The organism is Bradyrhizobium sp. USDA 3650, assembly GCF_054057395.1.
Window position 1 is genome coordinate 6,660,608 of the sequence record NZ_JBSRZG010000001.1, and the last position, 20,540, is coordinate 6,681,147.

Sequence of the window (20,540 nt, forward strand, 5' to 3'; positions counted from 1 at the left end):
AAAGGCCCGTCGCGGTTGGAGCGACGGGCCTTGCAAAGGCGATGGGGCGCTCGGCACCGAGCCCGGTGCCCAAGCCCGGCGTGTTACTGCGACAGCTTCACGAAGCTCGGAAACTTCAGCTTGCCCTCCGCGATCTTCTCGGGCCAGACCACGACCTGCTTGGAATCCTGCCACTGGAAGACCAGACCGGATACGGTCGTCGGACCCGACTTGATGCCGTGGGTGAACTCGTCGTCCTTGCCGTAGAACTGGATGCGGCCGATCGTGCCCTCGTAGTCGGTCTTTTCGAGTTCAGTGACCATCTTGTCGGGATCGGTCGAGCCCGCGCGCTTGATCGCCTCCGTGATGAAGTAGACCTCGTCATAGGCGGTGTAGCCGGTATAGGCCGGCGGCGAGCCGAACTTGGCCTTGAAGGCGGCCGCGAACGGTTTCGTCTTGGAGGTCACGGCGACGTCAGGCGTCGCGACCGCCAGCGACGGCACGCCGTCCGCGGCGCCATTGGTGTCCTTCCAGAAGCTCGGGCTCAGCGCCTGGGCGCTGATGCCGAACATCGGGACCGGCACCTGCTGGTTCTTCCACTGCACCGTCGGCTGCACGCCGACATGCGAGATGCCGGTGACGATCACGTCCGGCTTCTTGGCCTCGATATTGTTGAAGATCGGCGTGAAGTCGGTGGTATCAGGCGAGAACCGCACGTGCTCGACCACCTTGAGGCCCGCTTTCGGAAGACAGGCCTCGTAGCCGACGTCGAGCGGCTTGGTCCAGGCGGCGTCCTCGCTCATGATCGCGACCGTCTTGAACTTGAGCTTGTCGACCAGGAGATCCTTGGCGGCGTCGCAGACGAGCTGCGCTTGCGCGGCCGAGGTCAGATAGCCGTGGAAGGTGTACTTGTTCTTCTCGTAGTCGTTGTGGATCGCCTTGGTGATCTCGTTCGAGGCGGCACCCGGCGTGATCAGCGGCATCTTCAGCCGCGCCGCCCAGGGCTCGAGCGCGAGGACGACTTCGCTGATATAGCTCGCGATCACGGCGGAGACCTTGTCCTCGCTCACCGCGCGCTGGAACGCGCGCACCGAGTCGGCCGATGAGCTCTTGTTGTCGTAGGTCACGATCTCGATCTTGCGGCCGAGAATGCCACCCTTGGCGTTGATCTCGTCGGCGGCAATCTGCGCGCCGCCGGGCGTCGCGGCACCTGCGATCGACTGCACTTCGGCGATGACGCCGATCTTGATCGGGTCGTTCGACTGGGCGTAGGCGGGAGCGGCAAGGCACAGCGCCAGCGCGGAGGCGAGGAGAAAGCTGCCGCTTAAATTCGTCGATGGTCGCATGGTCGTTTCCCTTTGCTTGTTTTTTTGTCGGTATGCGCGAACTAGAGAAAATCGGCGCCTGCCTCCGCGGCGAAGCGGCCGGGATCGCCCTCCCAGACGATCCTCGCATGTTCGAGCACATAGACGCGGTCGGCATGCGGCAGCGCGAAGGTCACGTTCTGCTCGCCGAGCAGCACCGTGATCGATGTCGTCTGCCGCAGCCTCGTTAGGGCCTTGGACAGCAGTTCGAGGATGACGGGGGCGAGGCCCAGCGTCGGCTCGTCCAGGATCAGGATCTGCGGCTGCATCATCAGCGCGCGGCCGATCGCAAGCATCTGCTGCTCGCCGCCGGAGAGCGTTTGGGCCATCTGGCCCTGGCGCTCTTTCAGGATCGGGAACAGCTCGAACAGCCAGGCGAGCTGTGCCGCGCGCTTGTCGTCGGCGAGATGTTGCCCGCCGAGATCGAGGTTTTCCCGCACGCTCATCTCGCCGAACAGCTCGCGCGATTCCGGACACTGCACGAGGCCGCTGCGGGCGATTTTCGCTGGGCTCGTGCCGCGCAGCTTCTCGCCGTTGCGCACGATCTCGCCGCTATAAGGCAGGAAGCCGGAGATGGTGTTGAACAACGTGGTCTTGCCGGCGCCGTTGAGGCCGACGATCGAGACGAATTCGCCCTCGTGGACGTGGATCGAGACGTTCTCCAGCGCCTGCGCCTTGCCGTAGAACACGCTGACATTTTCGACCTGGAGCAGCGGCACCTTGTCCTTGAAGCTGGTCTCGGGCCGCGCATGGGTCTCGATGGCGCCGCCGAGATAGACCCGCCGCACCGTCTCGTTCTTCATGACGTCCTCGGCCTTGCCGGTGACGATCTCCTCGCCGAGATACATCGCGAGCACGCGGTCGACCAGTGCCGCGACGCTCTTGACGTTGTGGTCGACCAGCATCACCGCGCGTCCCTCGTCGCGAAAACTGCGGATCAGGTCGGAGAAGATTTCGACCTCGGCCCGCGTCAGCCCGGCAAAGGGCTCGTCCACCAGCACCACCTTGGGGTCGCGCGCGATCGCCTTGGCCAGCTCGAGCCGGCGCAGGTCGGCGAAGGGCAGCGTCGGCGGGCGGCGGTTCATCACGTTGCCGAGCCCGACGCGGTCGGCGATCCATTTGGCTCGCTCGACCAGCGCCTTGTCCGGAAACAGCATGAAGAGGCTGTCCGGCAGCAGCGCGACCATGATGTTCTCCAGCACGGTCTGCCGGTTCAGCGGCCGCGAATGCTGGAACACCATGCCGAAGCCTTTGCGCGCGATCTTGTGCGCCGGAAGGCCGGCGACGTCCTCGCCCTCGAAGATCACCTCGCCTGATGTCGGGCGCTCGATGCCCATCACGCTCTTCATCGCGGTCGACTTGCCCGAGCCGTTCGGCCCGATCAGGCCAAAAATCTCGCCGCTATTGACCTCGAAGCCGAGGTTCTTCACCGCCGTCAATCCGCCGAAGCGCTTGGTCAGGCCGCGGACTTCGAGCACGGCCCTGTTTGAACTTCGCATATCCATCACGAGCGCGCCTCACGCGAGAGGGCCGCTCCGAGGAAGCCGCCGGGGAAGAACAGCACGACGAGGAGCGCGACCGCGGAGACGATGAAGGTCGCAAGCTCGCCGGTCGGGCGCAGGAACTCGCCGGCGACGATCAGGAAGATCGCGCCGAGTGCCGCGCCAAGCACGGTGCGCCGGCCGCCGAGCACGGCTGAGACGATCACGTTGACGCCGACCGCGACGTCGACGACGGTGCCGACCGAGGCGGTGCCGAAATAGAACACCAGCAGCGCGCCTGACAACCCTGAGAAGAACGCGCTGACGATGAAGGCGGCGAGCTTGTGCTTGACGATGTTGAAGCCGAGCGCGCCGGCCTGGACCGGGTCCTGGCCGCTGGCTTGCAGCACCAGGCCAACAGGCGATTGCGACAGGCCGTAAAGAATGGCCGCCGAGATCGTCATGAAGCCGAGCGCGATCCAGTAATTGACACCGGCGTTGATGGAGATGACGTCGGGAATGGTCAGGCCGATCTCGCCGCCGGTCAGGTCGGCAAACACCACGATGAAATTCTGCAGCATCAGCACGGCGACCAGCGTGGTCAGGCCGAAATACGGTCCGCGCACCCGAAGCGCCGGCAGCGCCAGCACGAGGCCCGCGATGACGGAGGCGAGCGCGCCGAGCACGATGCAAGCGTAAACCGACCAGCCGAACTGGGCATTCAGAATGCCGGCGGTGTAGGCGCCAACGCCGATCAGGAAGGTCGGCCCGAAATTGACCTCGCCGGCGAAGCCGAACAGCAGGTCCCAGGCCATCGCGAACACGCCGAAATAGAAAGCGACGGTGAGAAGCCCGAGCACGTAGCCGGAGACGTAGAGCGGCAGCGTCGCCGCGATGACGACGAGCGCGAGCGAGATGAAGAACAGGCGTGTCGTAAAGAAGCTGGCCATCTCAGCGCCTCCCCAGAAGGCCCTGGGGCCGGATGTACATTACGAACACGAGCAGCAGCAGCGCCGGAATGGTGCGGTAGGCCGGCGAGACCAGATAGGCCGTGAGTGTTTCGAGATAGCCGACCACAAAGGCCGCGATCAGCGAGCCGGAGACGCTGCCGAGGCCGCCGAGCACGACGATGGAGAACGCGCTCGCGGTCAGCGGTCCGACGCTGTAGGAGCTGACGCCGAGGAACATTCCGAGCAGCACGCCGGCGATGCCGGCGAGGATGCCGTAGATCGCCCATACCACGACGTAGATGTTGGTGAGCTCGAGGCCGAGCAGGGTGACGCCGCGCGGGTTCATCGAGGCCGCCAGCACCGCCTTGCCGGTGCGGGTGCGGTTCACCAGGAGCCACAACAGCGCGATGACGAAGCAGCACACGATCGCGGTAAAGATCTCGTTCCGGGGCGTGCGTACGCCGAGAATCTCGACGACGCCCTCGACGATCGGCAGCACGGTCTTGGCGTTGTTGGTGAAGAAATAAGCGATCACCTCCTGGATCATGATCCCCCACAGCAGCGTGCCGGTGAGGACGAAGATCTCCTTCTCTTCATTGGGAATGCGCCGGGAGTCCTGGATCGGCTTCACCACCGCGAAATAGGTGGCAAAGGATGTGAGGAGGGCGACGCCGACGCCGATCAGTGCGCCGGCATAGGTGCCGACATTCAGGATGCTGGCGGCGGCCCAGGCCGCCACCGCTGCCGCCACCATGATGGCCCCGTGGGAGAGGTTGAGGACGCCGGACACGCCGAAGATCAGCGTGAAGCCGGTGGCACCGAGAGCATAGAGAGCGCTGATGGCAAAGCCATCGATCAGAATCTGGAAAGCACGCATCTAGAATTGGCAATCTGATTGATGAGAGACGATGTTGCTGGGGCAACGTGCGGGGGTCGCATGTGGAAGCTCCCGGGAGCTGGTCCCGGGAGCGTGTCCTGCTAGTTCGAGAGCTTGATGAAGCTCGGGAACTTGATGTCGACCTTCGCGACTTCCTTGGGCCAGACCGCGCTCTGCTTGCCGCCCTGCCATTGCAGCATCAGCCCGGTGATCAGGCCCTTGCCGTATTTGATCGAGTGCGTGAACGGATCGTCCTTGCCGTAGAACTGGACGCGGCCGATCGTGCCTTCCCAATCGGTCGTCTCGAGCGCGGCGACCAGCTTGTCGGCGTCGGTCGAGCCCGCGCGCTTCACCGCGTCGGCGATGTAGTAGACCTCGTCATAGGCGGTGTAGCCGGCATAGGAGGGATAATTGCCGAACTTCTTCTTGAAGGCTTCGGCGAACGGCACCGATTTCGGCGTCACCGCGACGCCTGGGCCGGAGACGCCCTGGTAGAGCACGCCCTCGGCCGGCCTGATTGGTGTCTTTGCCAAAAGTCTCGTTGGTGGCCTGCGAGGCGATGCCGAACATCGGGATCGGCACCTGCTGGTTCTTCCACTGCACCGTCGGCTGCACGCCGACATGGGAGATGCCGGTGATGATCACGTCGGGCTTGGCGCCCTCGATCTTGTTGAAGATCGGCGTGAAGTCGGTGGTATCAGGCGAGAAGCGGATGTGGTCGAGCACCTTCAGCCCGATCTTGGGCAGGCATTCCTCGTAGCCGACGTCGAGCGGCTTGGTCCAGGCGGCGTCCTCGCTCATGATGACGGCGGTCTTCATGTGCATCTTGTCGACCAGCAGGTCCTTGGCGCCGTCGCAGACCGAGAGCGCCAGCGCGGCGGAAGTCAGATAGCCGTGGAAGGTGTATTTGTTCTTCTCGTAGTCGGCATGCACGCTCTTGCTGATCTCGTTGGAAGCTGCACCGGGCGTGACGAACGGCGTCTTCAGCCGCGAGGCCCAGGGCTCCAGTGCCAGCACGACCTCGCTGATGTAACTGGCGATGACCGCGTTGACCTTGTCCTCGTTCACCGCGCGCTGGAAAGCGCGCACTGAATCTGCCGAGGACGAGTGATTGTCGTAAGAGACGATCTCGATCTTGCGGCCGTCGACGCCGCCATTGGCGTTGATCTCGTCGGCGGCGAGCTGTGCCGCCTGAGGGATGGAGGCGCCGGCAATCGCCTGCGCTTCCGCGATCACACCGATCTTGATAGGATCGGCTGCAAGTGCCGCGCCTGACGTCATCAACACAGCGGCCGCGGCGGTACCGAGTGCTATTCGCAACGCAACAGAGAGCGGTTTCTTCATCTTGTTCTCTCCCTTCAACAGGCCTCTTATGCGCCATTATGTCGCGACTATACCGGCGGAGACATTCTCGGCAAGTGAAACCGCGTCCAGGATTGTGAGGCACGGACTAAAGTCTAGCGCTGCGCAAATAGCGGGCAGGAAAGCCGTCGGACCCGTTTCACGCGTAGGCATGCAGATTTCGTTGGTAGGCATGCGCAGCTATCGCGGGCGCACAGCAACGCGATCGATGAATGCGATGCCGTCGCGTCGGCTCAGCGCGCTCGCAGCAGCGATGGATCGAGCGGCGCGAGCCGGGCCGGATCAAATGGCGAGATGTCGACGCTGCGCGTCGCACCCTCCGCGATCAGTTGCGCCATGGCCTCGCCCGTGGCGGGCGCATTCAGGATGCCCCACACATTGTGCCCGGTCGCAACATAAAGACCTTCACTTTGCGGCACCTAGCCGATCAGCGGCAGGCCGTCCTGTGTCACCGGCCGGAAGCAGGCTTGCTGCGCAATGATCCTCTCGGCTCGGAACTGGGGCGACAGCCGCTCGGACATGGTTTGCAGGCGCGCGATCGCGTCGTGGTCCGGCGTCACGGCAGCCGGATCGAGCGGAAGCGGCGCGATGTCGGAGAGAGCGGTGATATGCGTGCTGCCGTCAGCGCGAGGAAAGACCTCGATCGACACGGCACTGCCATTCTCTTCAGACTCCAGGAACAGCGCATCGGCCGGCACATCCGTGCCGGTGTCGTACACGATGCTCGGGCTGCGCTGGCCGTGGACGGCGGGCAGGCTCATCCATTGCGCGGCGAGCAGCGACCATGGTCCCATGGCGATCACGACGGCGTCCGCCTCGACGATGCGGCCGTCGACCTCGACGCCCGTCGCGGTCGTGCCGTCCGCATCGCGCACGATGCCGGTCACCTGGCCGATGCGAAGCTCGGCGCCTAGCGCGAGCGCCGCGTTCATCACGGCCGAGGTGAATTTTTTGGGGTGAACGATCGCAGTGGTCTCCGTCGTGCCGATGCGCTGCGTGATGATGACGCCGTTGCTGAGCCAGCCGAGCGCGGACGGTGCATCCCGGCGCGGATGGCCATCGGCAGCAACGAAGCCGCTATAAGCGGTCATCGGGCGATAGCCCCAATCGCCTGCGATCTCATCCGGCAGTTGCGCATGGAGAGCAAAGCTCCGTCGTGCCAGCGCATCGAGCGGCGAGCCCTCGCACCAGTTGTGCGCGAGGAAGCCGCCCGCCTTACCTGACGCCGCGGCCGCCACCTCGGTTCGTTCCACGAGGATGACATCGATGCCGTGACGTCGAAGAAACCAGGCGGTGCAGGCCCCGATGACGCCGCCGCCGCAGATCACAACGCGCATGAATGCTCTCTTACACCATGAAATCCTTTGGATGGAGATCCGCGGTATGGATCCCCTCCAGCGTGATCGTATCGGTCGCCGTCAGGTGGATCACCGCATTTCCTGTGCTGTCATCGCTGATCAGACTTTTCAGCGCCGCCCAGTCTGCGAAGCCGTAATCGTGCAAATTGATGACGTCATGCTCGCGCGCCGTGCTGCCGACAGCCTTGTTGCCCTGGTCGAAATCGTTGATCACGTCCAGGCCGGAATTTTTGTTGAAGACGAATCTGTCGTTGTTCGGTCCGCCCCAGAGCTGGTCATTTCCGCGACCGCCATTCAGCATGTCCTTGCCGCCCGTGATCGAGCCGGCTGTGAACGGGGCGTAGGTCTGTGCGTCGCCATACAGCAAATCGTGGCGGCTGCCGCCGAGGAGGATATCATCTCCGCCATGCGCATTGCCTGACATGTTCGAGGCGTCTCCGACGAGCACGATGGACGTGGAGTCCGGGTTGCCGTCGACCGCCGCGATCAGGATATCGTTGCCGCCGCGGCTATCGTCGCTCATGTAGCCGGCGTCTCCGACCAGAGACGCGCCCCCGGAATGGGCGGCGGCCCCGACGGTGTAGCTGAGGATGTCGTTGCCGCCGCGCGTATCGCCGCTCATGGAGATGAGGGCATCGCCTGATATCGAAGCGCCGCCGTAACTGCCGATCTGGGTCACGCTGAGGATATCATTGCCGCCATGTGCATGATCGCTCATGGAACTGCCGGAGTCTCCGCTGAACGCACCGGACGATCTGTTTCCCATCGATGCAATGACGACGTCATTGCCGCCGCTCGTGTCGGCCGACATGGCGGTTTCGGCATCGCCAAAAACACCGAGGGTCGCGTAGATCGATGTCGATGCATCGACATGAAGCACGTCGTTGCCGCCATGGGCCTCGCCGGACATTGCCTGCGCATCGCCGTCCAGGAACACGTAGTCCCCGAAGCCTGTGACGGTCGCAGCGAGATGGTCGTTTCCGCCGTGAGAATGTCCTTGCAGGGTCTGGTCGTCGCCAACGAATATCAGGACCGCGTTGCCCCCGTCGACGGTCGCGATCATGTTGTCGCTGCCGCCGCGGGCGTCGTTCGGCAGGCCCGGGTCCCCGAACTCGGTCACGAATTGCTGGTCCCCAACGCTGACGATGATGGTGTCGTTTGGCATACGGCGCATCGCGCAACTCCCCGTTCAAGTCGGGCGCGAGAACGAAGAGCATCATGCCTTCGCGCACCGCGCTGCGGCCCTTCCGCGCGATACAATCTTCGTTGGATTGATGGCGGAGATTTGCCCGGGACGTAGCTTGATTGCGATCAGGGAACCGCGACTTTGTACGCTCGTGATCGTTATTTGTGCAGATCGCACGCTCGGAAACCGATCGGGCGCCGGCGATCCACGCCGACGCCCGGGCTTGCGATCTTGCGCGCGGGCTTAGCCCGGGCCTGCGCCTTGCGTGGCCGTGTACACCGCATAGAGCGATTGGCTTGCCGCCATGAACAGGCGGTTGCGCTTGGGGCCGCCGAAGCAGATGTTGCCGCACACTTCGGGCAGCCGGATGCGGCCGAGGAGCTTGCCGTCCGGCGACCACGTCGTCACGCCGCTGTAGCCGACGGCGCGGCCGGCATTGCTGGAGGCCCAGACATTGCCGTTGACATCGCAGCGCACACCGTCCGGCCCGCACTTCACACCGTCGATCACGCACTCGCTGAACCGCTTCTGGTTGGTGAGCTTGTTGTCGGCGCCGACGTCGAACACGAAAATCTCGCCCTTGCCGCCGGGCCCGGTGTCGCCGGGTCCCTTGCCGGTTGAGACGACATAGAGCTTCTTGAAGTCCGGCGAGAAGCACAGCCCGTTTGGATCTGGCACCTGCTCCTCGGTGACGACGAGATCGACACGGCCGCTAGGATCGATGCGATAGCAATTGGTCGGCAGCTCGCGCTTGCCCGGCGCGAAGCCGGCCGGCTGTCCAATCCGCGGATTGAGCTTGCCACTGGTGTTGCTCGGACCGCCCGCGGCGTCGGGCTCACCTTCGTAGAGCTGGCCGCCATAGGGCGGATCGGTGAACCAGTAGCTGCCGTCAGGATGCGCGACGACGTCATTCGGCGAGTTCAGCTTCTTGCCGTTGTAATTGTCGCAAAGCACCGTCGCGGTGCCGTCATGTTCATAACGCGTCACCCGCCGGGTCAGATGTTCGCAGGAGAGTTGACGGCCCTGGAAGTCGAACGAGTTACCATTGGAGTTGTTGGACGGCGAGCGGAACACGCTGACGCGACCGTCGTCTTCGCTCCAGCGCATCTGCCTGTTGTTGGGAATGTCGCTCCATAGCAGATAGCGGCCCTGTGCACTCCACGCCGGGCCTTCAGCCCACAGCAGGCCCGTATAGAGACGCTTGATCGCCGTGTTGGGCTGCGCGAGATCGTTGAAGGACGGATCGACCGCGATGACGTCGGGGTCCCAGAAATAGGTGGTCGGCGCGCCGTTGGGACCGAAATCGCGCGGCGGGGTGGTGATCGTCGTCGGCGGCGCGGCGGGTCCGGTCTGGGCCAACGCGGATCCGGCGCCGGCAAAAGTGGCGGCGCCGAGCGCAAGCCCTTGAACGAGCGTTCGTCGTGAAAGCGCAGCATCCTGGTCACGCTGCTTTTGGCGTATCATCGCGTCCTCCCGGTCATGTTCGGCTGGCCGGTTGATCCGGCCGAGCAGGGCGAGGTTAGTCCGGTCCGATGACGGTTGCGAGGGGGAGGTACGCATCCTCAGCGAGATATCGGGGCGGCAAAAGCGCTGCAACATCGAACACGGAAACGACAAATTCGTCCGGCGTGACGGAGTTTACCGAAACTGCCTTCGGGACATTGCCAAGCTGTGGAGCATGTCAAGCCTTGACCTCCTGCGCGAGGCTGGCAGAACGTCATTCGGGGTGTAAGTCGGAGTTTACTGTGGTCGCTGTCGTCGTACTGGTTTTGCTGATCGGGATTGCATTTGCGGCCGGCTATTTTACCCGCGACTACGTGTCCCGCAAAAGGCGGGCCGAGGCGCGCCGCTGGCGTGAGTACAGCGAGCCGGATTGGCTGAGCGCCAACGCACCGGCCAATACCAACGAGATCGCGATCGCCGGCAAGGCTGGGCCGGTCGCCACCGGCGAGCTCGGTCAGATGCTGAACCGCTGGGAGAGCAGGGCTCGCGCTCGCCGCACGGCGTAGCTCGACGGTCTCGCTGAGTGGCTAATCGGTCTGTACCTTTGGTCCCAAAATGGGCCGCCGGCGAAAGCGCGTGTGCACTGCCACTTCGTCCGACATGCGGCGATTTGCTCGTGCAATTCTCCCAGGTTGTGTGAACCATTTAACACACCTGGTGCGGCAATGCGCCTAATCGTGGTCCGACCAGATTCACCGGCAGGCGCAAAGGAGCCCGTCATGAGAGCGGCAGGGGTTGTCGTCGTTCTGGCTATGATTGCGGGCTCGTCGTGCCAGGCCGATGAATGTCAGAGCTTTTCGGCGAGTACAATGAAGGCGAATGGCACGGTTGCCGCCGCCAAGTGGCGACTAGACTATCCGCCGGTGCGCCCCAATCCCAATGATCCGCAGCCTTGGGAATCGGTCGATTTTCGCACCAAGCCGGCTGACTACATGAATGCCGTGCTCAGTACCGCGAAGACGTCCTTCAAGATCGTGGACCGCAAGCTCGTCGGCACCGGTCAGGAGCAGTGGTGGATCTCGCAATGGCTTGACTACGGAAACTCCGGGCGCGAGCCGTTGATGGGGCTGACCAAGGAACGCGGCCCCGATCCCGGCGATCTGTCCAAGACCAACACACGAGGTTCCCAGGTCTGGGCGGTCGGCTTCTACAACAGGCCGGGAGCAGCAGTCTTCGGGGAGGTCTTCGCCGAGCCCTGCAATCCGTCTTTCCCGGTCGCGATGAAATTTCCGAATGACACTGTCTCCGTCAAATTTCTGTTCACCGATGCCTCACCCGACGAAGTTGCCTACCTCCAGGGCGCACCCGAATACGACGCCTTTATCGACAATTTGGGCGCTGGCTCCGGCGGTCAGGATCCCGGCACCCGCACGATCCGCTCGGTGCGCCTGCTTCAGGTCGATATTTCAGTGAAGGATTCAGCGAAGGCCGGCCGGTCGCTGGACACCGGGTGGGTGTTCGGGACGTTTGTCTGGCGCGGCCCGGCAAAGGGCGACGCCCTGTTCGACAATCTCGTGCCGGTATCGCTGCAATGGGGCAACGACCCCGGTGTCTACGACGGCGCGATCCGTGAGAGCTGGATCAATCCCGATTTGCGGAACGTCACCTATGGCTGGGACCAGCGTCTCACCATGGGCTTCATGGGGCGCGCCAACGGACCTGCGGACAATATCCGCTCATCCTGCCTGTCGTGTCACTCAGCGGCGCGCACGCCGCGCGCCTCGATCGGGCTGCTCGACAGTCGCTTCAACATGGACGACCTCGCCAATCCTGCGAAGGTGAAGGGCCACATCGACACCTGGTTCCAGAACATCAAGGGCAGCCAGCTCTTCCAATCGTCCGAGCCGGCTGCATCGACGCTCGACTATTCGCTCCAGCTCGAGGCGGCGGCGTTCCGAATTTGCCTTGCCTGCCAGGCCGGCGACCTTCGCGGTCCGACGCCCACCTTGTGTCGCAGCAGCGGCTTCTACAATCGGCCGGTCTGCAACGCGCCTCTGGAAGTGAGCGTCCGCAAGCGGTTGCTCGACCTCGTGCCGCCGCCCCGGCAATAGCCGGGGGAAACCAGGTCAATGGTTCTGTCCATCTTTTGGCGTTGCGGTTGCTGCCATTTCTCGTCTAGAAACGGTAGATCGAGCCTCCCGGCAACCAACCGTCAACGGTTTTGACCGAGGATTGAGGGCTCAAAGGGTCTGGCAATGCTGATTCGCGGCCAAATCGATGGGATTTCGGGGGAGGTGGCTCTGGCCGCCGCCACGATCCCGGCCGCGCTGCTGCCCACCCTCCTGATTGGCGGGCTTCTTCTTACTTGCCCCTGAGGGCCGGCTGGGCGCCATGCGCCTGGGCGCTCAGGGGTTGGTCGAGATCACCGGACACCTCAAGCGCCTAGAAGACTGACGGCGCAAAGCTCAAAAGGAATTCAAATGGCCCCCGTGAACAAGTCCGATAAGGACCGCGTCATCATTTTCGACACCACCCTGCGCGACGGCGAGCAGTGCCCCGGCGCCACCATGACCTTCGAGGAGAAGCTCGAGGTCGCCGAGATGCTGGACGATATGGGCGTCGACGTCATCGAGGCCGGCTTCCCCATTACCTCGGAAGGCGACTTCCAGGCGGTCAGCGAGATCGCCCGCCGCTCCAAGAACGCCGTCATCGCCGGTCTGTCGCGCGCCCATCCCGCCGACATCGACCGTTGCGCGGAGGCAGTGAAATTTGCAAAGCGGGGCCGCGTCCACACCGTGATCGCGACCTCGCCGCTGCATATGCGGGTGAAGCTGAACAAGACCCCGGAGCAGGTGCTCGAGACCTCGGTTGCCATGGTCGCGCGCGCCCGCAACCAGATCGACGACGTCGAATGGTCGGCCGAAGACGGCACCCGCAGCGAGATGGACTATCTGTGCCGCATCGTCGAAGCCGTCATCAAGGCCGGCGCCACCACGGTGAACATTCCGGACACTGTCGGCTACACCACACCCGACGAATACACCCACTTCATGAAGACGCTGATCGAGCGCGTGCCGAACTCGGACAAGGCGGTGTTCTCCGTGCACTGCCATAACGATCTCGGCATGGCGGTGGCGAATTCGCTGGCCGGCGTCGTCGGCGGCGCGCGCCAGGTCGAGTGCACCATCAACGGCATCGGCGAGCGCGCCGGCAACGCCGCGCTGGAAGAGATCGTGATGGCTATCAACGTGCGCAACGACAAATTCCCCTACTGGAACAAGATCGACACCACGCAGCTGACCCGCGCCTCGAAGGTGGTGTCGGCGGCGACCTCGTTCCCGGTGCAGTACAACAAGGCCATCGTCGGCCGCAACGCGTTCGCGCATGAGAGCGGCATCCATCAGGACGGCGTGCTGAAGGACGCTTCCACCTACGAGATCATGCGGCCCGAGATGGTCGGCCTGAAGCAGTCCTCGCTGGTGCTGGGCAAGCATTCCGGCCGCCATGCCTTCGTGCACAAGCTGGAGGAGATGGGCTACAAGCTCGGCCCGAACCAGCTGGAAGATGCTTTCACGCGGATGAAGGCGCTGGCCGACCGCAAGAAGGACATCTACGACGAGGACATCGAGGCGCTGGTCGACGAGGAAATGGCCGCTTCGCACGACCGCATCAAGCTGACCTCGCTGACCGTGATCGCCGGCACCCATGGCCCGCAGCGCGCGACCATGAAGCTCGATGTCGACGGCCAGATCAAGATCGAGGAGGCCGAGGGCAACGGTCCGGTCGACGCGGTTTTCAACTGCATCAAGCGCTTGGTGCCGCACGAAGCCAAGCTCGAGCTGTACCAGGTCCACGCAGTGACTCAGGGCACCGACGCGCAGGCCGAAGTCTCGGTGCGGCTGTCGCATGAAGGACGTGCGATGACCGCGCGCGCGGCGGATCCGGATACGCTGGTAGCCTCGGCAAAGGCCTATCTCGGCGCACTCAACAAAATCGTCATGAAGCGCCAGCGCGACACCGTGACGACCGCCGCCGCGAGCTGAGGTTGCTAGCACCGCCTCTTCCGGAAGCGGGAGAGGCGGTGCTTGCGGCGTTCACCATGAATGGCTGCCCTGCTAACGGCCAATAGCAGTTGGTGATGTCGACCTGTATTGATGCTAACGGCATTGGCCACCCGTGCGCCGGGCGGCCCAAACAACAACAGGGAGAGATTATGCGCACCTTCGCGATCGCTGCGTCCATCGCGGTCCTGGCTCTTGGCTTGACCGGGCCGGCATCGGCCCAAGCGCCCATCATCATCAAGTTCAGCCACGTGGTGGCCACCGACACGCCGAAGGGCAAGGCGTCGGAGAAATTCAAGGAGCTCGCCGAGAAGTACACCGGCGGCAAGGTCAAGGTCGAGATCTATCCGAACTCGACGCTCTACAAGGACAAGGAAGAGCTCGAGGCGCTCCAGCTCGGCAGCGTCCAGATGCTGGCGCCATCCAACTCCAAGTTCGGCCCGCTCGGCATCCGCGAGTTCGAGGTGTTCGATCTCCCCTACATCCTCCCCGATCTGAAGACGCTGCGGAAGGTGACCGAAGGTCCGCTCGGCACCAGGCTGCTCAAGCTGCTCGAACCGAAGGGCATCACCGGCCTTGCCTATTGGGACAACGGCTTTAAGGAGATGAGCGCCAACAAGAAGCTGGTGACGCCGGCCGACTATCAGGGCGTCAAGTTCCGCATCCAGTCCTCGCGCGTGCTCCAGGGCCAGTTCAAGGCGCTTGGCTCGCTGCCGCAGGTGATGGCGTTCGGCGAAGTCTACCAGGCGCTGCAGACCGGTGTGGTCGACGGGCAGGAGAACACCTGGTCGAACATCTATACCCAGAAGATGCACGAGGTGCAGAAGTACATCACCGAGAGCAATCACGGCTATATCGGCTACGTCGTGATCGTGAACAAGAAGTTCTGGGACGATTTGCCGGCCGACATCCGCGACCCCCTGACGAAGGCGATGAAGGAAGCGACCGACTTCAACAATACGCAGTCGCAGAAGGAGAACGAGGACGCGCTCGCCGAGATCAGGAAGAGCGGCAAGAGCGAGATCATCAAGCTCACGCCGGAGCAGGACGAGGCGATGCGCAAGGCCATGGAGCCGGTCTACAAGGAAGCGGCAGGCCGCATCGGCCAACCGTTAATCGACGAATTCCAGAAGGAAGCGAAGAGCACGACAAACTGATTTGAACGGACGATGAATGGGGGCTTCCGTGCCGGGCGCGGAAGCCCTTTTTGTTGCGAATGATTCCGATTGCGACTGAATAAAGGTTCAGGAGCGTTACATCTTCGAAAGAACCCGCTCCCTGTCCAAGTTGTAAGTTGCGCGTAAGCTGCGCTGCGCTCATCCTCACAACATCCTTCCAGAGGAGAGTTCGCATGAGGAAGTTCACCATCGCCGCCATCGCCGTGCTGAGCATCGCCGGCTCGGGCGCGGTCTATGCCCATTATCATCGCCCGTGGATGCACGAGCACATGCGCCACATCCGCATGAACCCGGAAGACCGCGCCGCCATGGTCGACGCGCGGATCGCCGCCGTCCATGCCGGGCTGAAGCTCAACGCCGACCAGGAAAAGCTGTGGCCGCCGGTCGAGGCCGCCGTGCGCGACTTCGCCAAGCTGCGCATCGACCGCGCCAATGCACGGATGAATGCCGGTCCCGGCGATGCCGGCAAGGACGCGAACAAGGACGCAGACAGGCCGGAGGATCCAGTCGCCCGCCTGCGCCAGCGCGCCGAGGACATGGGGGCGACGTCAGCGGCCCTGAAGAAGATCGCCGATGCCGCCGATCCGCTCTACAAGACCCTGGACGAGGGCCAGAAGCGGCGCCTCGCCGTGCTGACCCGCCACCGCGGCCCGTTCGGCGGCGGCGAAGACGGCCCGCGCCGCCACTTCATGGAGCGTGGCATGGACCGCATGATGGAGCGCGGTATGGACCACTTCCACCGTGACCGTTTCGACCGCGACGGCGGCCCGGACCGAGACCGCGAGGGCCGGCTCTGAGCCTGCAAGGGTTGCCGCGATCAACCTTGGCGAAGCCGCTGGAATCCAGCGGCTTTTCGCTTTTTTGGGGGATGTGGGCATACCCTTGGAAAACTTACGTGCCATCGCTTGCCAGACCCGGATCGCTTTGCTAAACGACCGGCCTCGCAAGGCTTTTAACCGCCTTTCGGGCGCATAGCTCAGTTGGTAGAGCAGCTGACTCTTAATCAGCGGGTCCCAGGTTCGAGCCCTGGTGCGCCCACCATCTAAATCAAACACTTAGCGGTTTGGTCGAACGGCAAAATAGGCGCCGTTTACACCATCGTTTACAGTTTTGTTCTCGCTTCGAGCTTCAGCACCGCGGCCTCCGCGAGCTGAATGTCGCGACCGAGATAGTGTGCATCGAGGATGGCCTCGACGTCCTTCAACGAATGGCCGGTGACAGCCGCAATCTGCGGCACGCTGGCGCCGGCGATCGCAAGACGAACGACCGCCGTGCCGCGCAGATCGTGAAACGTCAGGCCCTCGATACCCGCGCGCTCGCAGGCCTTGGCCCACGACGTACGAAAGCCATCTGACGTCCAGGGCCGGCCAAGCGTGTTCGTCAAGATAAGCGGCCCCCGGCGGTTCGTTGCATCGAGCAAGGCCCTCAGGGGGGCGCCAGCGGGCATCGCGACCCGGCGCCCACCTTTCGATTGGCGAAGGCGAATGTAGGGACTCTCGTAGGCTGACCAGGGCAACCGCAATAGGTCCCCCTGGCGTTGCCCGCTCCACAGAGCCAGGACCAGCGCCAGCTGTAGCTCGCTGGATGCGACCGCGAGAACCGCGGCAATGTCCTGCTCGGTCCATATCTTGTCCTTGCGGTCGGCTACGTACAGCCGGCCGCCGCGTTCGCACGGGTTGACTGCGATGATACCCCGATCTTTTGCGAACGACATTATCCGCGCTAGCGTGGTCCAGGCATAGTCCGCCTTCCGTGGCGTCCCAACGAACAGGTCACGCCAGGCCTTGAACTCACCGCGCACCCGACGATCGGCCAGAGCCGCCACGGGCAGGTCGCCGAACTCATCTTCGATCAGTTTGATGTAAGCGAGGTAGGCGCGGCGAGTCGACGGCGCCAGGCCGGTGAACTCCGGCGCAGCCTTGTACTGCGCAATGATCGTCATGAAGGTGCCGGCGCGCGGTTGGCGAAGGCTCGCATGGGCCTCATGGTATTCTCGAATGAAGTCCGGTGTACCAGGCTGCGCGTGGATGGCGGGACCACCACGCCACGCGTAAAAATGCAGCTTGATCTCGCCATTCGCGAGCCGCCTTTTGACCTTGTGAACTCCTTTAAGAACGACGCGCACGTTTCGTCCTCCACTCGTCTAGGGAAGTCTCTTCTACATTTTCTTGAATGCCGCTAAGTGAGTCTAGCGCTTGGTCAATTGCCCTTAAATCCCAGCGCGCCGTACCGGTTAGCGGCGGGGGCAACCGTCCGGCTCTAGTCCATTTGCTGAAGGCTTGCAGGGAGAGGCCGCAATAGGCGGCGGCCTGCTGTCGAGATAACAAGCGTGGGAGAATTTGGGGTACTGTCCTCACCATGGGGCTCCTCGTGCCGCCCCTTTCTCTCGCCGATCCCCGGAAAGAAAAAGCAAAAACATATTTTGCCAACTCGGAATTGACTAAGGGAGATCATAGTAATGTCGGAAAAGACGAAGCAGCTGCTCGACCTACCGAAAGTAAAGAATTTCAGTGATCCACGTCAGCGCTTAGCCATAATGATTTACGTCGCCAAAAAGCTTCGAGCGGCAACGAAAAGAGAGCCAGCTCAGCCAGCTAATGATGGCCGAAGTGTTGGTGATCAAGAACGAGATCGGTTGGTGAGAAGGGTCATTGCATCGTTCGCCAAAGTGGAGAAGAAGGCTTTCAGCGCATTCAGTCTGGATGCCTCCCGCAAGGTTGACAAGGAGATCTTGCTTGCTTGCCTGTCTTGGGTCCTGTTCGGAAAGGCTGCTAAAAGGGGGCGGCCTCGCACTGAGGATAAAATCCTAGAGTCCGTTCAGCAGAAAATCGCACCGCTACTAGCCAAGGATCCCAACTTCTCAAATACTGCTCTTGGAAGGTTATTGGGCCGTAACTCAGATGAGCGCCGAACTTCCGACACGCTGCGGAAGTTGGCTAGCAAAGCCCGAGCCCGTTCGTCCAAATAGGCGCTAGGTTCAAGAGTGCCGAGAGGGCGAGCGGAAGCTCCCCTCTCAAGTCGATTCAGTCGAGAATCTGCACTCGTCTAACTTCAGCGATAGGGCTCTTGGTAGTTAGACGTTTGATCGTCAATTTGGCTCGCTTTCCGCTCTCTATGTCGCGAATTGCGTCCAGGTCCGACAACTTGATCTTTAGCATAATCAATGAGGGCTGATTGTTCGAATATGGCGTCGTCTCATCGGCTTCCTCCTCATCTTCGTCAGCTGACGACGGAAAGTTGGAGCGCGCTGGCCGAGAAGGCTGAGGCTGCTGACCTGCTCTCGTCCGGCGTGGATCTTCCTTAGAGGCCTTACGAACCAAAGCCTCGATGCCGCCTTGGCTGCTGATTTCGCGTCCAAGGTCCTTGATAGCAACACCGCTCCGATGAAGGTACTGAATAGCTCTAGACCGCTTCCAGGCCAGCTTTCGCTTCCTTTCTGACTTTTCGCCCGACATGGCATAAACGAGCACCTCTGTGACAATGTCCAATCGATCACGTCCTTTAGACGGAATGTTCGCAGTCAGGAAAAACAACTCGCGCCGCTTTTTGGACTTTCGGATCTTTAGGGCCATTGTGAACCCGCGGCAGGTTAGGGCGACGATCTCCTTCCTATGTCCCCGGTATTGCACTTTGAACTGTCGACGTAGCATTTTCAAATGTTCAACTGGATCTTTCACGTGATTTAATCCTCTCTGCGTTAGATCGCCGTACTGGCGCATCCGGTCGGCAGAAAAAAGCGAGAAGATTTAGTGCCACTGTTAAGCGAAGAGCGCTCTAGCTAGGGATCGCCGAGACTGTTGAGATGATAGTGGCCTTCTCATCTCCAAAGCGTGAGCGCTGCTTTGGTCCCACCTTCCATGAAGGCTCCGACGGAGGAATGATCGATCTCTGATCCTGGACCGGCCCCGATCGTGATGCCGTCGACTTCGATCTCGATGATCCCGCTATCTGCTCTGCGCTCCCGGTGAGCGGTTCGCACCGGCACCACGGTGCCCGCCACCGGCACAAACTGCGCTTCATCCGCTTCGGAATGATCGCGTGCGGCTTCTCGCAACTAACGCCGCCAGACAAAAAAGCTGCTGTAGCGACAATCCACGCCGTCGAGCCACGGAACATACCGAGGCGCCACTCGCCACAATCTCTGCGACGATCAGTGCCTTGCCCTCGTCGCGCCACTTCCGCCGACAGCCGGCTCCGGTGAACACCTCAAGCCATCGCACTGGCTTCCTGATAGCGGTATTCGCTTTGTCCACTCTGAGCCTAACGGTCGAACCGAACCGCAGGCTCGCAGATCACCCTGTCATCCGATAGGTGCGCCTGAGCAGCGCTTACCCCAAAGCGAGCAGGCAGTTAGACTCTAATTTCAATTGGCTAGCGGCACGTACGAGCGTGCCACCGCATTAAAAGTTGTAAATTAGATCAAAATTCAAGTGGTTCGATGCAGAGCGTGGATTGGCCACCACTGCTAGGCCGCGGATATCGTGTTGCCGATGGAGTTCGTAGCTTCATATGGCATCTCTATGCCTATATGGAGCGCAATAACCTACAAGGCACTTCTCTTTAAGAGAACTGACGCTCTCAATTTCAATCCTTTCCACTCTACCCAAACTGGCCAGATGACTTCTCTTTAAGAGAACTCATTGGCCGTCGCTAATTTCACACAGTACTATTATGGAAAAAGGGCTCATGAAATATCGCCGGGACTCTTTCGTAAGAGAGATCGATGCATTCGATACGTGGATTTCACGAATGATAACTGGAGGTCGATCCGCATACTTTCTCAACTTCATGTTTCGTCAACTGCCTGAAAGTCGCCGCGCGAAGAACGAGATAATGAAAGATGAGGTTTGCCGTGTTTACGCAATGCTCGTGACGCGCGAGGTGAGACGACCGCGTTCGTTAGGATCAAAATGCGCTATGCCCCGGTTCTTCGGGTGCCCCGACCTCCCCGTTCCAAAGCGGGACAAGCATAATCGTCGGCTCGTTGTCGCTAATGAGGGAATGCATTTTAATGGCGTGCTTGTTCTTTCTCCGTTTGGAAGAGGCAAATTGGATCCCGAGCACGATCTTGATGCCGAACCCTATGTCCGATCAGATGGCAAGTTGGAGCGGATAGACGTCACCCCGATCGAATACGGATCGATGGCTCATTACACTTTCAAAACAATTGAAAGAGGCGGGGATTGGGACGACATTCTCATCTTGCCACGCTCATCCAGCGAACTCTCGGAGAGGCGATCTGGTTCACGATCACCTGGATTGGCTGACCTCTAGGAGTTCAAGGCGCAACCTATTTGTGCG

At 61.9% G+C, this 20,540-nt stretch carries 17 protein-coding genes, 1 tRNA gene and 1 pseudogene; 7 read left to right on the plus strand and 12 right to left on the minus strand.

Annotation, left to right across the window (positions count from 1 at the left end; translation table 11 throughout):
* Positions 1–83 precede the first annotated feature (83 nt).
* The 8 genes and pseudogenes from ACVIN2_RS31265 to ACVIN2_RS31300 all read right to left on the minus strand — a co-directional run bounded on the left by ACVIN2_RS31265 (position 84) and on the right by ACVIN2_RS31300 (position 10,021).
* A complete protein-coding gene (locus tag ACVIN2_RS31265; protein WP_456768532.1) occupies positions 84–1,325 on the minus strand; it encodes an ABC transporter substrate-binding protein in 1,242 nt (413 codons plus the stop codon).
* A 41-nt stretch (positions 1,326–1,366) separates the two neighbouring features.
* On the minus strand, positions 1,367–2,848 hold the full coding sequence (locus ACVIN2_RS31270; protein ID WP_456768533.1) for an ATP-binding cassette domain-containing protein: 1,482 nt from the start codon (positions 2,846–2,848) through the stop codon (positions 1,367–1,369).
* Positions 2,848–3,774, minus strand: a complete 927-nt coding sequence (locus tag ACVIN2_RS31275) for a branched-chain amino acid ABC transporter permease (RefSeq protein WP_219683503.1) — start codon at positions 3,772–3,774, stop codon at positions 2,848–2,850. Before ACVIN2_RS31275 ends, ACVIN2_RS31270 begins: the two co-directional genes overlap by 1 nt.
* A gap of 1 nt (position 3,775) precedes the next feature.
* On the minus strand, positions 3,776–4,651 hold the full coding sequence (locus ACVIN2_RS31280; protein ID WP_247358895.1) for a branched-chain amino acid ABC transporter permease: 876 nt from the start codon (positions 4,649–4,651) through the stop codon (positions 3,776–3,778).
* A gap of 101 nt (positions 4,652–4,752) precedes the next feature.
* Positions 4,753–5,995, minus strand: a pseudogene (locus tag ACVIN2_RS31285) (ABC transporter substrate-binding protein).
* A 437-nt stretch (positions 5,996–6,432) separates the two neighbouring features.
* Entirely contained in the window at positions 6,433–7,350 is a 918-nt protein-coding gene (locus ACVIN2_RS31290; protein ID WP_456768534.1) for an NAD(P)/FAD-dependent oxidoreductase, read from the minus strand.
* A gap of 10 nt (positions 7,351–7,360) precedes the next feature.
* The gene (locus tag ACVIN2_RS31295; RefSeq protein ID WP_456768535.1) at positions 7,361–8,545 is read right to left on the minus strand and encodes a calcium-binding protein; all 1,185 of its coding nucleotides are present in this window, start codon (positions 8,543–8,545) and stop codon (positions 7,361–7,363) included.
* A 255-nt stretch (positions 8,546–8,800) separates the two neighbouring features.
* A complete protein-coding gene (locus ACVIN2_RS31300) occupies positions 8,801–10,021 on the minus strand; it encodes an SMP-30/gluconolactonase/LRE family protein (RefSeq protein ID WP_456768536.1) in 1,221 nt (406 codons plus the stop codon).
* A 281-nt stretch (positions 10,022–10,302) separates the two neighbouring features.
* On the opposite strand from ACVIN2_RS31300, the gene ACVIN2_RS31305 reads away from it, so the two are divergent.
* The 6 genes from ACVIN2_RS31305 (at position 10,303) to ACVIN2_RS31330 (ending at position 16,280) form a co-directional block, all read left to right on the plus strand.
* Entirely contained in the window at positions 10,303–10,566 is a 264-nt protein-coding gene (locus ACVIN2_RS31305; protein WP_456768537.1) for a hypothetical protein, read from the plus strand.
* Between the two features lie 303 nt (positions 10,567–10,869).
* Entirely contained in the window at positions 10,870–12,111 is a 1,242-nt protein-coding gene (locus ACVIN2_RS31310; protein ID WP_456768538.1) for a hypothetical protein, read from the plus strand.
* Positions 12,112–12,480: 369 nt separating this feature from the next.
* Complete coding sequence (locus ACVIN2_RS31315; protein ID WP_027519477.1) at positions 12,481–14,043, plus strand: 2-isopropylmalate synthase; 1,563 nt, start codon at positions 12,481–12,483, stop codon at positions 14,041–14,043.
* Between the two features lie 170 nt (positions 14,044–14,213).
* On the plus strand, positions 14,214–15,218 hold the full coding sequence (locus tag ACVIN2_RS31320; RefSeq protein ID WP_456768539.1) for a TRAP transporter substrate-binding protein: 1,005 nt from the start codon (positions 14,214–14,216) through the stop codon (positions 15,216–15,218).
* A 194-nt stretch (positions 15,219–15,412) separates the two neighbouring features.
* On the plus strand, positions 15,413–16,036 hold the full coding sequence (locus ACVIN2_RS31325) for a Spy/CpxP family protein refolding chaperone (protein WP_456768540.1): 624 nt from the start codon (positions 15,413–15,415) through the stop codon (positions 16,034–16,036).
* Between the two features lie 168 nt (positions 16,037–16,204).
* Positions 16,205–16,280: transfer RNA gene (locus tag ACVIN2_RS31330), tRNA-Lys, on the plus strand.
* Positions 16,281–16,341: 61 nt separating this feature from the next.
* Here ACVIN2_RS31330 and ACVIN2_RS31335 read toward each other — a convergent pair.
* The gene (locus ACVIN2_RS31335; RefSeq protein ID WP_456768541.1) at positions 16,342–17,364 is read right to left on the minus strand and encodes a tyrosine-type recombinase/integrase; all 1,023 of its coding nucleotides are present in this window, start codon (positions 17,362–17,364) and stop codon (positions 16,342–16,344) included.
* A gap of 333 nt (positions 17,365–17,697) precedes the next feature.
* Between ACVIN2_RS31335 and ACVIN2_RS31340 the strand changes: the two genes are divergently transcribed.
* Positions 17,698–18,207, plus strand: a complete 510-nt coding sequence (locus tag ACVIN2_RS31340; protein ID WP_456768542.1) for a hypothetical protein — start codon at positions 17,698–17,700, stop codon at positions 18,205–18,207.
* A gap of 55 nt (positions 18,208–18,262) precedes the next feature.
* On the opposite strand, the gene ACVIN2_RS31345 is transcribed toward ACVIN2_RS31340, so the two are convergent.
* From ACVIN2_RS31345 to ACVIN2_RS31355, 3 genes are all read right to left on the minus strand, one after another.
* A complete protein-coding gene (locus ACVIN2_RS31345) occupies positions 18,263–18,916 on the minus strand; it encodes a hypothetical protein (protein ID WP_456768543.1) in 654 nt (217 codons plus the stop codon).
* A gap of 140 nt (positions 18,917–19,056) precedes the next feature.
* Positions 19,057–19,293, minus strand: a complete 237-nt coding sequence (locus ACVIN2_RS31350) for a hypothetical protein (protein WP_456769896.1) — start codon at positions 19,291–19,293, stop codon at positions 19,057–19,059.
* On the minus strand, positions 19,256–19,492 hold the full coding sequence (locus tag ACVIN2_RS31355) for a transposase (protein WP_456768544.1): 237 nt from the start codon (positions 19,490–19,492) through the stop codon (positions 19,256–19,258). The genes ACVIN2_RS31350 and ACVIN2_RS31355 overlap by 38 nt, the downstream gene beginning before the upstream one ends.
* Positions 19,493–20,540 lie beyond the last annotated feature (1,048 nt).

Bases quoted from the DNA above. Each gene is read 5' to 3' on its own strand.
- ACVIN2_RS31265 (WP_456768532.1), bottom strand. From the start codon at position 1,325: ATGCGACCATCGACGAATTTAAGCGGCAGCTTTCTCCTCGCCTCCGCG.
- ACVIN2_RS31270 (WP_456768533.1), bottom strand. From the start codon at position 2,848: ATGGATATGCGAAGTTCAAACAGGGCCGTGCTCGAAGTCCGCGGCCTG.
- ACVIN2_RS31275 (WP_219683503.1), bottom strand. From the start codon at position 3,774: ATGGCCAGCTTCTTTACGACACGCCTGTTCTTCATCTCGCTCGCGCTC.
- ACVIN2_RS31280 (WP_247358895.1), bottom strand. From the start codon at position 4,651: ATGCGTGCTTTCCAGATTCTGATCGATGGCTTTGCCATCAGCGCTCTC.
- ACVIN2_RS31290 (WP_456768534.1), bottom strand. From the start codon at position 7,350: ATGCGCGTTGTGATCTGCGGCGGCGGCGTCATCGGGGCCTGCACCGCC.
- ACVIN2_RS31295 (WP_456768535.1), bottom strand. From the start codon at position 8,545: ATGCGCCGTATGCCAAACGACACCATCATCGTCAGCGTTGGGGACCAG.
- ACVIN2_RS31300 (WP_456768536.1), bottom strand. From the start codon at position 10,021: ATGATACGCCAAAAGCAGCGTGACCAGGATGCTGCGCTTTCACGACGA.
- ACVIN2_RS31310 (WP_456768538.1), top strand. From the start codon at position 10,870: ATGAAGGCGAATGGCACGGTTGCCGCCGCCAAGTGGCGACTAGACTAT.
- ACVIN2_RS31315 (WP_027519477.1), top strand. From the start codon at position 12,481: ATGGCCCCCGTGAACAAGTCCGATAAGGACCGCGTCATCATTTTCGAC.
- ACVIN2_RS31320 (WP_456768539.1), top strand. From the start codon at position 14,214: ATGCGCACCTTCGCGATCGCTGCGTCCATCGCGGTCCTGGCTCTTGGC.
- ACVIN2_RS31325 (WP_456768540.1), top strand. From the start codon at position 15,413: ATGAGGAAGTTCACCATCGCCGCCATCGCCGTGCTGAGCATCGCCGGC.
- ACVIN2_RS31340 (WP_456768542.1), top strand. From the start codon at position 17,698: ATGTCGGAAAAGACGAAGCAGCTGCTCGACCTACCGAAAGTAAAGAAT.